The organism is Pseudomonas sp. (assembly GCF_050739995.1).
Lineage (GTDB): Bacteria > Pseudomonadota > Gammaproteobacteria > Pseudomonadales > Pseudomonadaceae > Aquipseudomonas.
In genome coordinates, this window is the sequence record NZ_JBOICG010000519.1 from 1 (window position 1) to 10,204 (window position 10,204).

8 protein-coding genes and 1 pseudogene are annotated in these 10,204 nt (G+C 60.0%); 2 read left to right on the forward strand and 7 right to left on the reverse strand.

Annotated elements, in window-relative coordinates; translation table 11 throughout:
• Positions 1-78: 78 nt before the first annotated feature.
• Entirely contained in the window at positions 79-1,743 is a 1,665-nt protein-coding gene (locus ACRESD_RS17000) for a putative bifunctional diguanylate cyclase/phosphodiesterase (protein WP_431751985.1), read from the reverse strand.
• Between the two features lie 255 nt (positions 1,744-1,998).
• Between ACRESD_RS17000 and rep the strand changes: the two genes are divergently transcribed.
• Positions 1,999-4,008 carry a DNA helicase Rep gene (gene rep, locus ACRESD_RS17005; RefSeq protein ID WP_431751986.1) on the forward strand — a complete coding sequence of 670 codons (2,010 nt, stop codon included), beginning with the start codon at positions 1,999-2,001 and terminating at the stop codon, positions 4,006-4,008.
• Between the two features lie 58 nt (positions 4,009-4,066).
• A complete protein-coding gene (locus ACRESD_RS17010) occupies positions 4,067-4,639 on the forward strand; it encodes a xanthine phosphoribosyltransferase (protein ID WP_003195447.1) in 573 nt (190 codons plus the stop codon).
• 144 nt (positions 4,640-4,783) lie between these two features.
• On the opposite strand, the gene ACRESD_RS17015 is transcribed toward ACRESD_RS17010, so the two are convergent.
• From ACRESD_RS17015 to dadA, 6 genes and pseudogenes are all read right to left on the reverse strand, one after another.
• Positions 4,784-6,706, reverse strand: a complete 1,923-nt coding sequence (locus ACRESD_RS17015) for an acetyl-CoA hydrolase/transferase C-terminal domain-containing protein (protein ID WP_431751987.1) — start codon at positions 6,704-6,706, stop codon at positions 4,784-4,786.
• Between the two features lie 136 nt (positions 6,707-6,842).
• On the reverse strand, positions 6,843-7,253 hold the full coding sequence (locus ACRESD_RS17020) for a c-type cytochrome (protein WP_431751989.1): 411 nt from the start codon (positions 7,251-7,253) through the stop codon (positions 6,843-6,845).
• A 181-nt stretch (positions 7,254-7,434) separates the two neighbouring features.
• Complete coding sequence (locus tag ACRESD_RS17025; protein ID WP_105521471.1) at positions 7,435-7,983, reverse strand: cupin domain-containing protein; 549 nt, start codon at positions 7,981-7,983, stop codon at positions 7,435-7,437.
• Between the two features lie 116 nt (positions 7,984-8,099).
• On the reverse strand, positions 8,100-9,173 hold the full coding sequence (gene alr, locus ACRESD_RS17030) for an alanine racemase (protein WP_431751988.1): 1,074 nt from the start codon (positions 9,171-9,173) through the stop codon (positions 8,100-8,102).
• 79 nt (positions 9,174-9,252) lie between these two features.
• A complete protein-coding gene (locus ACRESD_RS17035) occupies positions 9,253-9,606 on the reverse strand; it encodes a RidA family protein (RefSeq protein ID WP_034116404.1) in 354 nt (117 codons plus the stop codon).
• Positions 9,578-10,204, reverse strand: a pseudogene (gene dadA, locus ACRESD_RS17040) (D-amino acid dehydrogenase); the annotation flags it as partial. The pseudogene dadA and the gene ACRESD_RS17035, both read right to left, overlap by 29 nt.

Below are 10,204 nucleotides of genomic sequence, written 5' to 3' on the forward strand. Positions count from 1 at the left end.
GTGTCAGGCGACATCAATGTCGCTGTTCCACCGCGATCGCAGGCAAGCCAGCTCCCACAGTTTTGATCGGGTCACAACTCAACCCAGCAAAGCCTCCTGGCTCTTGCCGAAGGTCAGGTACTCCACCAACTCCGGCAACGGCAGCGGTTTGCTGATGAGATAACCCTGAGCCTGGTCGCAGCCGAACAAACGCAACAGCGCCAGCTGTTCAGGCGTTTCCACACCTTCGGCCACCACTTCCAGGTTGAGGTTGTGGGCCAGGTTGATCATCGCGTGCACCAGCTTGCGGTTTTCTTCGCGCTCCTCCATGCCGCCGACGAAGCTCTTGTCGATCTTCAGCAGGGCAATTGGCAGACTGTTGAGGTGCACGAACGATGAGAAACCGGTGCCGAAGTCATCCAGGGAAAACCGCACGCCAAGGCGACCCAGGGCGTCCATGGTCTGCTTGACCAGGTCGCTGCGCCGCATCACGGCGGTTTCGGTCAGTTCGAATTCAAGCCACTGCGCCTCCACACCGCGCTCGGCAATCAGCCGACTGAGTGTCGAGAGCAACTGGCTGTCCTGGAATTGGCGAAATGACAGGTTGACCGCCATGTGCAGTGCAGGCAGGCCGCGCTCGCGCAGGTCTTGCATGTCGCGCAGGGCCCGGGAGATGACCCAGTAACCCAGCGGCACGATCAAGCCGCTCTGCTCGGCCAGGGGCACGAATTCACTGGGCGGCAACAGCCCACGCTCACCATGGCGCCAGCGCACTAGGGCTTCCAGGCCGACGATGTGCCCGTCGTCCAGGTCCAGGCGCGGCTGGTAATGCAGCTCCAGCTCGTCACGGCGCAACGCACGGCGCAGTTCACTTTCCAGGTCTGCCAGGCTGCGGGCGTTGCGGTTGATGCGTTCGTTGAAGATATGAAAAGTGCAGCCCTGGGTGCTCTTGGCCTGCTGCATGGCGATATGGGCGTGCCACATCAACGGGTCGGCACCGGCGCGTGCACGGGCATGAGCCACGCCGAGGCTGCAGCCGATCAACAGGCTTTCACCATCGACCCAGTACGGTTCGGCCATCACTTCGGTGATGCGCTCAGCCATCCATTCGGCGCGTTGGGGCGCGCGGCGGGTGTCGATCAGCAGCGCGAATTCGTCGCTGCCCAGGCGTGCCAACTGGTCCCCGGCTTCGAGCTGGCTCTTGAGCCGCGACACCACTTGCAGGATCAAACGGTCGCCAGCCTGATGCCCCAAAGCGTCGTTGGCATGACGGAAGTTGTCGAGGTCCAGATGCCCAAGGGCCAGGCCGCGCCCTTCGTTTTCCGCCAGCCGCGCTGCCAGCAAGGTCTGAAAACCCTGGCGATTGGCAATGCCGGTGAGCGGGTCCTGTTCGGCCAGGCGCTGCAAGGTGTTCTCCAGCACACCGCGTTCACGCACGTGGCGCAGGCAACGGCGTAATGTGTCGGCGTCCAATGCATTGCGGATCAACCAATCGCTGACCCCCAGCGGCGACACCAACGGCTCCTGTTCCAACAGCAATACGCACGGCAAACTGCAACGGCCGGGACCGGGTTGCAGGTTGGGTTCGGTCAATAACACAGCACCGTGGTCGTCATCGAACAGACGACTCACCGAGTCCCAGTTGGGTGCGCTGATCAGCACAGCCCCTTCGCCCATCGGCGCCAGGCACTCGCGCAGCAATGCTGCCCACTCAGGCGTATCGGCCAGAAGCAGCAAACGCAAGGGTTCGACAGGCGTAGACAAGCTAGCTCCCTAGACTCTGCAAGATTTCATTGGCGGCGGGCAGTATGACGTGCGGCCTGACAATCACCAATGATAAGACTTATCAAATACGCAGACTGCACACATCAGCTGCAAAAGCTCCCACATCCTGCGGCAAAGTATCAAAACCGGCAAATTTAGATCGAGTGGTACGTCACACTGTCGTTCTGTGAGAGCAGAATCCTGCGAGCCTGTTAAAATGCCCGCCCTTTTGAACAACGACTCCCTGAATTTCGTATGTCCCGACTCAATCCCCGGCAGCAAGAAGCCGTGAACTACGTCGGCGGCCCTCTATTGGTGCTCGCCGGTGCTGGCTCCGGCAAGACCAGCGTGATCACCCGCAAGATCGCGCACCTGATCCAGAGCTGCGGCATCCGTGCCCAGTACATCGTCGCCATGACCTTTACCAACAAGGCGGCGCGGGAAATGAAAGAGCGTGTGGGCACGCTGCTCAAGAGCGGCGAAGGCCGCGGCCTCACCGTGTGTACCTTCCACAACCTGGGCCTGAACATCATCCGCAAGGAGCATGTGCGCCTGGGCTACAAGCCCGGTTTCTCGATCTTCGACGAAACCGACGTGAAGTCGCTGATGACCGACATCATGCAAAAGGAGTACGCAGGCGACGACGGCGTGGACGAGATCAAGAACATGATCGGCGCCTGGAAAAACGACCTGATCCTGCCCGCCCAGGCCCTGGAAAACGCGCGCAACCCCAAGGAACAGACCGCCGCCATCGTCTACACCCACTACCAGCGCACGCTCAAGGCGTTCAACGCGGTGGACTTCGACGACCTGATCCTGCTGCCGGTGAAGCTGTTCGAGGAACACGCCGACATCCTCGAAAAATGGCAGAACAAGGTGCGCTACCTGCTGGTAGACGAATACCAGGACACCAACGCCAGCCAATACCTGCTGGTGAAAATGCTGATCGGCAAGCGCAACCAGTTCACCGTAGTGGGCGACGACGACCAGTCGATCTACGCCTGGCGCGGCGCCCGCCCGGAAAACCTGATGCTGCTCAAGGACGACTACCCGTCCCTGAAAGTGGTGATGCTGGAGCAGAACTACCGCTCCACCAGTCGCATCCTGCGCTGCGCCAACGTGCTGATTTCCAACAACCCCCACGAGTTTGAAAAACAACTGTGGAGCGAGATGGGCCACGGCGACGAGATCCGCGTGATCCGCTGCCGCAACGAAGACGCCGAAGCCGAACGTGTGGCCGTTGAAATCCTCAGCCTGCACTTGCGCACCGACCGGCCTTACAGCGATTTCGCGATTCTTTATCGCGGCAACTACCAGGCCAAACTGATCGAGCTGAAATTGCAGCACCACCAGGTGCCGTATCGCCTGTCGGGCGGCAACAGCTTTTTCGGACGCCAGGAAGTGAAAGACCTGATGGCCTACTTCCGACTGATCGTGAACCCGGACGACGACAACGCCTTTCTGCGCGTGATCAACGTGCCGCGCCGGGAAATCGGTTCCACCACCCTGGAAAAACTCGGCAACTACGCCACCGAACGCAAGATTTCGATGTACGCCGCCACCGACGAAATCGGCCTGGGCGAGCATCTGGACACCCGCTTCACCGACCGCCTGTCGCGCTTCAAGCGCTTCATGGACAAGGTGCGCGAGCAGTGCGCGGGCGAAGATCCGATCAGCGCCCTGCGCAGCATGGTCATGGACATCGACTATGAAAACTGGCTGCGCACCAACAGTTCCAGCGACAAGGCCGCGGATTACCGCATGGGCAACGTCTGGTTCCTGATCGAAGCGTTGAAGAACACCCTGGAAAAAGACGAAGACGGCGAAATGACCGTCGAAGACGCCATCGGCAAGCTGGTGCTGCGCGACATGCTCGAACGCCAGCAGGAAGAGGAAGACGGCGCCGAAGGTGTACAGATGATGACCTTGCATGCCTCCAAAGGCCTGGAGTTCCCCTACGTGTTCATCATGGGCATGGAAGAGGAAATCCTCCCGCACCGCTCCAGCATCGAAGCCGACACCATCGAAGAAGAACGGCGCCTGGCCTACGTGGGCATTACCCGCGCACGTCAGACACTGGCCTTCACCTTCGCCGCCAAGCGTAAGCAATACGGCGAAATCATCGATTGTGCCCCCAGCCGGTTCCTCGACGAACTGCCGCCGGACGACCTGGCCTGGGAAGGCAATGACGACACCCCCACCGAGGTGAAGGCCGTTCGCGGCAACACCGCCTTGGCGGATATACGCGCGATGTTAAAGCGCTAGAATCGACTACTTTTTAATCTACTTTCGGCGCACACCGCGCCATTAGAGGAAGCTTTCCGTGGAAGCACTGCACAAGAAAATTCGCGAAGAAGGCATCGTGCTTTCCGATCAGGTACTCAAGGTCGACGCCTTCCTGAACCACCAGATCGACCCGGCGCTGATGAAACTGATCGGCGACGAATTCGCCGCGCTGTTCAAGGACTCAGGCATCACCAAGATCGTCACCATCGAGGCCTCAGGCATCGCACCGGCGATCATGACCGGCCTGAACCTGGGCGTGCCGGTGATCTTCGCCCGCAAACAACAGTCCCTGACCCTGACTGAAAACCTGCTGTCGGCAACGGTGTACTCTTTCACCAAGAAGACCGAAAGCACCGTAGCCATCTCCCCACGCCACCTGACCAGCAGCGACCGCGTGCTGGTGATCGATGACTTCCTGGCCAACGGCAAGGCGTCCCAGGCGCTGATTTCGATCATCAAGCAAGCCGGGGCAACCGTGGCGGGCTTGGGGATTGTGATCGAGAAGTCGTTCCAGGGTGGCCGTGCGGAGCTGGATGCACAGGGTTATCGCGTTGAGTCGCTGGCACGGGTCAAATCGCTGGCCGGTGGTGTTGTCACGTTTATCGAGTAAGCAGCAACACTGCAAATCTTGAGTAAGCACAGTTAAATGTGGGAGCTGGCTTGCCTGCGAAAGCGGAGTGTCAGGCGGCATCAATGTCGCTGTTCTACCGCGATCGCAGGCAAGCCAGCTCCCACATTTGGCTTGTGTTATCTGTTAGGTGGCGGTGGCCTGTAGGCCTGCCAGCAACAAGCGCTGATACAGATCCTCCTTCAACCCCTCCGGCTTATCCAACCGCATCCGCTCCAGATGCTTGGGAAACGCCTCCGGCTCCGGTGCATCCAGCGCAGCCCTGCCCAACTCCAGAATCTCCGTCAGCTTGAATTTGCTCTTGAGCCAATTCAGTGCGCGCAACAGATCCTTTTCCTCTTCAGTGAAGTCACTACCCAGCGGATACTCCGGGAACAACCGACGATGCCGCGCCTGAGTGTCTTTGAGCCGCTGCGGCGTATTGTCGGTAAAGCGCGGGTCCAGCCGGAATTCCTTGGGCAGCTTGCCGGCCTTTTGTGCCTGTTCGATCAAGTCGCCCTGGAAGCGTGAGTCGGTGATGTTCAGTAACGCCTCAATCACCTTGGCATCCGTCTGCCCACGCAAGTCGGCGATACCGTACTCGGTGACGACGATATCCCGCAGGTGCCGTGGAATGGTGCAGTGGCCGTATTCCCAGACGATATTGGAACTGACCTCCCCCGCCGACTCGCGCCAGCTGCGCAGGATCAATATCGATCGCGCACCTTCCAGCGCATGGCCTTGAGCAACGAAGTTGTACTGCCCGCCCACGCCGCTGAGCACGCGACCGTCTTCCAACTGATCAGCCACGCCCGCACCGAGCAGCGTCACCATGATCGCGCTGTTGATGAAGCGAGCATCCAGCCGTTGCAAACGCTTGAGTTCTTCCTGGCCATATAGCTCGTTGATGTAGCTGATGCGGGTCATGTTGAATTCAAGGCGCTTGGCATGGGTCATTTCCTGCAAGCGCTGGTAAAAACTACGCGGCCCCAGGAAGAAACCGCCGTGGATCGACACGCCGTCGGGCTGCGCTGCGCCATCCAGGGTACCGGCGTTGGCTTGCACCTGGGCCGCTACGTCCGGGTAGACCTTGCGCCGCACAATCCCGGCATCGGCCAGCACCAGCAGGCCGTTGACGAACATTTCACTGCAACCATAAAGGCCCTGCGCAAAGGGTGCGACACCGCCTTCATGACTGATCAACGGCGCCCATTGGTACACATCCAGATCCGTCAGCAGCAGTCGATAGGCTTCGTTGTCGGCCTGGCGCGCCAGCAAGGCAGCGGTCAGCGCATCGCCCATGGAGCCGATGCCGATCTGCAAGGTGCCGCCATCGCGCACCAGGGTACTGGCATGCAGGCCGATAAAGTGGTCCTGGAACCCCACTGGCATGTTCGGCGTGGAGAACAACGTGGTGCTGTCCTTTTCGTCGAGCAGGTAATCGAACGCGTCCATGCCCAGTTCGGCATCACCCGGCATATAGGGCAAATCGCGGTGGACCTGACCCACGACCAGGATGGTTTCCCCGGCCTCACGGCGCTTGGCGATCATCGGCAACAGATCGAGGGTGATATCGGGGTTGCAACTCAGGCTCAGGCGATCGGGATGCTCAGCGCTACTGGCCACCAACTGCGCCACCAGGTTCAGGCCTGCCGCATTGATATCCCGCGCAGCATGGCTGTAGTTGCTGCTCACGTAGTCCTGTTGGGCCGAGGCGCTGTGGAGCAGGCTGCCGGGCTGCATGAAGAACTGCTGTACGCGAATGTTTTTCGGCAAGTTGTCTTTGTGCAAATCGGCGAGGAAATCCAGTTCCGGGTAGTCGCCAAATACGCGCTCGATGAAGGGTTCGAGAAAGCGCTTCTGCAAGCCGTCCCCCATCGTGGGGCGGCCCAGGCTCAATGCGGTGTAGATCGTCAGCGCCCGCTCGGGCAACTGGGCGATACGCCGATACAACGCATTGACGAACAGGTTGGGCTTGCCCAGCCCCAGTGGCATGCCCATGTGGACATGTGCCGGCAGCCGCGCCAGCACGTCGTCAACGGCTTGCTCGATTGAACACAACTGCACCATCCGACCCTCCTGAACATTCCGTGATTAGGGGTTGGACAGAGAGTGGCCGGTCTTTGCTGCAAAGAACAGCCTGATACATAAAATACAGCCACAAAAAAGCCGCTCGTAAGCGGCATTTTTGGCGAAGATCCGTCGATTACAGGCCAGACATCTTCTTGATTGCACCCTTAAGCTCGTCATCCGAGCAATCAGCGCAGGTGCCTTTCGGCGGCATGGCATTCAGCCCGGTGATCGCCTTGGCCAGCAGGCCGTCGAGCCCCCCTTGATGGTCGGCGCGATCTTTCCACGCTGCGGCGTCACCGATTTTCGGTGCACCCAACAAGCCAGTACCGTGGCACGCGTTGCAGTGCTTGGCGATGATGTCGTCCGGGGTTTTCGCCCCGCCGCCGCCCGCTGCTACGGCGACTTCCATGCCTTTACATTCCTGGCCTTGAACACAGACTTGGCCGACAGGCTCCAGGCGCTTGGCAATTTCATCATTGGTCGCAGCTTGAGCGCTGACAGCCCATAGGGCCAGTACGGTTGCTGGTGCAGCCAGCATTTTCATAATTAGGTTCACGCGTTCACCCTCAATGGTGGCTATTCACGCCTGCGGCCACGGTTTCGCAGGCGGCGAAAGTATAACGGTTAGCCCGCCTGGCCGAAACAACCCTATTAAATAAAGGGAGATTCGGCGTCACGGATAGAGCTACGGGTGTGTCTGCAACGCTGGCAGCACGCCTCTTCTGTCAAAAGTTCGCAGGTGTGGCTGCGCTGATTAGTCGCGCTGGCACGTCGAACGGGTTGCGAAAACGATGGGGCTTGGTGCTTTCAAAGTAGTAGCTATCGCCAGCTTCGAGCACAAAAGTTTCAAGCCCGACCACCAACTCCAGACGCCCTTCCACCAGAATCCCGGTTTCCTCGCCGTCGTGAGTGAGCATTTCTTCGCCTGTGTCGGCGCCCGGCGGGTAGATTTCGTTGAGAAACGCAATCGCCCGGCTGGGGTGCGCGCGGCCTACCAGCTTCATGGTCACGGCGCCGTCCGAGATGTCGATCAGCTCATTGGCTTTATAGACGATCTGCGTCGGTATTTCCTGGAGGATCTCCTCGGAAAAGAACTCGACCATGGACATGGGGATACCGCCCAGCACCTTGCGCAAGGAGCTGATCGAGGGGCTGACGCTGTTTTTTTCGATCATCGAAATGGTGCTGTTGGTGACACCCGCACGCTTGGCGAGCTCACGCTGGGAAAGACCTTTGAGTTTACGGATGGATTGCAGTCGTTCGCCGACGTCCAATGCAGGAGCCTCCTAGGATTCAGGCTTTGTTGTAGTTGAGCGTTATCATGGCGACAGCGTTCAGTATTTACAACACTTGGGCCTAAATCCCGGGCAGCGGAGTTCGTATCGGGCGATCAAGCGCCGGAATAGAGCCTTGGCACGCGGCGCAGGTTGCAGAAAATCTGGTAGGGAATGGTTTCGGCGGCGGTCGCGACGTCGCTGGCGAGGATATTCTTGCCCCACAACTCCACCGTCGAGCCAAGGCCGGCCTGAGGCACGTCCGTCAGGTCGATGCACAGCATGTCCATGGAGACGCGACCCAGCAACTGGCTGCGCTGGCCCGCCACCAACACCGGTGTGCCGGTGGGTGCATGACGCGGATAACCATCGGCATACCCCATGGCAACCACACCGATGCGCATCGGCTTGGGCGTGATGAACTTGGCGCCGTAGCCCACCGGCTCCCCGGCCGGCAGTTCGCGAACGCAGATAACTTTGGACTCGAGGGTCATCACCGGCTGCAAACGAGCGGCGATGGCCTGGTCTTCACCAAACGGCGTGGCGCCGTACAACATGATACCCGGGCGTACCCAGTCGCTGGACACACCCGGCCAGCCCATCACCGCTGGCGAATTGCGCAGGCTCACCTCGGCCGACAAACCCTGGCGCGCAGCCTCAAACACTGCAACTTGTTCATCACTGCGCACGCAATCGAGCTCATCGGCACGGGCGAAGTGGCTCATCAACACGATCTTGGCGACTTTGCCGCTGGCCAGCAGGCGCTGGTAAGCCTCGTGATAGTCCTTGGGGTGCAGGCCCACGCGGTGCATACCCGAATCCAGCTTGAGCCAGACCGTCAGTGGCTTGCTCAAGCGGGCCTGCTCGATGGCCTCCAGTTGCCACAGCGAATGCACCACGCACCAGAAATCATGCTCGATGATCAGCGGCAATTCGTCGGCTTCGAAAAAGCCTTCCAGTAACAGCACCGGCGCGCGAATACCGGCGGCGCGCAGTTCCAGCGCTTCCTCGATGCACGCCACGGCAAACCCATCGGCCTCGGCTTCCAGCGCCTGGGCCACACGCACGGCGCCATGGCCGTAGGCATCGGCCTTGACCACGGCGAGGGCCTTGGCCCCCGTGACTTCACGGGCCAATTGGTAGTTGTGGCGCAGGGCTTGGAGATCGATCAGGGCACGGGCAGGACGCATGGCGGCAGGCTTCTAGGCGGCAGAGTGAAGAAAAACCGGCACCGACCGACAACGCCGGCACCGGGAGAGGGATCTTGATTTAAGGCAGCGCGGCCACAACGGACAGCTCTACCAGGATTTCCGGTTCGCACAGCTTGGCTTCAACCGTGGCACGGGCTGGAGCAACGCCCTTGGGCAGCCACTTGTCCCACACCGCGTTCATGCCGGCGAAATCGGCGTCGATGTCTTTCAGGTAGATCGTCACCGACAGTAACTTGGTCTTGTCGGTGCCGGCCAAATCCAGCAAACGTTCGATATTGGCCAGGGTTTCACGGGTCTGTTGTTCAATCCCGGCACTCATGTCGTCGCCGACTTGGCCTGCCAAATACACGGTGCCGCTGTGAACGACGATCTGGCTCATGCGCTCATTGGTGAGCTGGCGCTGGATTGACATGTTTTGCGGACTCCTGGTGGTTACCATAACGGGAAATATCGAGGCCTTCGGCGCTGATCTGCGGTGTTTTCTTCGCCATCAGGTCGGCCAACAAACGACCGGAGCCACAGGCCATGGTCCAGCCGAGGGTGCCGTGGCCAGTATTCAGGAACAGGTTCTTGAATGGGGTAGCACCGACAATCGGTGTGCCATCGGGTGTGGTCGGACGCAGGCCGGTCCAGAACGTGGCTTCAGTCAAATCGCCGCCCTGAGGATAAAGGTCGTTGACGATCATCTCCAGGGTTTCACGCCGACGCGGGTTGAGCGACAGGTCAAAACCGGCTATTTCAGCCATGCCGCCGACGCGGATGCGGTTGTCGAAACGGGTGATCGCGACCTTGTAGGTCTCGTCGAGAATGGTCGACGTCGGTGCCATCGCCGGGTTCGTGATCGGCACGGTCAGCGAGTAGCCCTTGAGTGGGTACACCGGTGCCTTGATCCCCAACGGTTTGAGCAGCTTCGGCGAGTAGCTGCCGAGAGCCAGCACGTAGCGGTCGGCGGTTTCCAGCTGGCCGTCGATCCACACGCCGTTGATACGGTCGCCTGCATAATCCAGACG

Bases quoted from the DNA above. Each gene is read 5' to 3' on its own strand.
- rep (WP_431751986.1), top strand. From the start codon at position 1,999: ATGTCCCGACTCAATCCCCGGCAGCAAGAAGCCGTGAACTACGTCGGC.
- ACRESD_RS17015 (WP_431751987.1), bottom strand. From the start codon at position 6,706: ATGGTGCAGTTGTGTTCAATCGAGCAAGCCGTTGACGACGTGCTGGCG.
- ACRESD_RS17020 (WP_431751989.1), bottom strand. From the start codon at position 7,253: ATGAAAATGCTGGCTGCACCAGCAACCGTACTGGCCCTATGGGCTGTC.
- alr (WP_431751988.1), bottom strand. From the start codon at position 9,173: ATGCGTCCTGCCCGTGCCCTGATCGATCTCCAAGCCCTGCGCCACAAC.
- ACRESD_RS17035 (WP_034116404.1), bottom strand. From the start codon at position 9,606: ATGTCAATCCAGCGCCAGCTCACCAATGAGCGCATGAGCCAGATCGTC.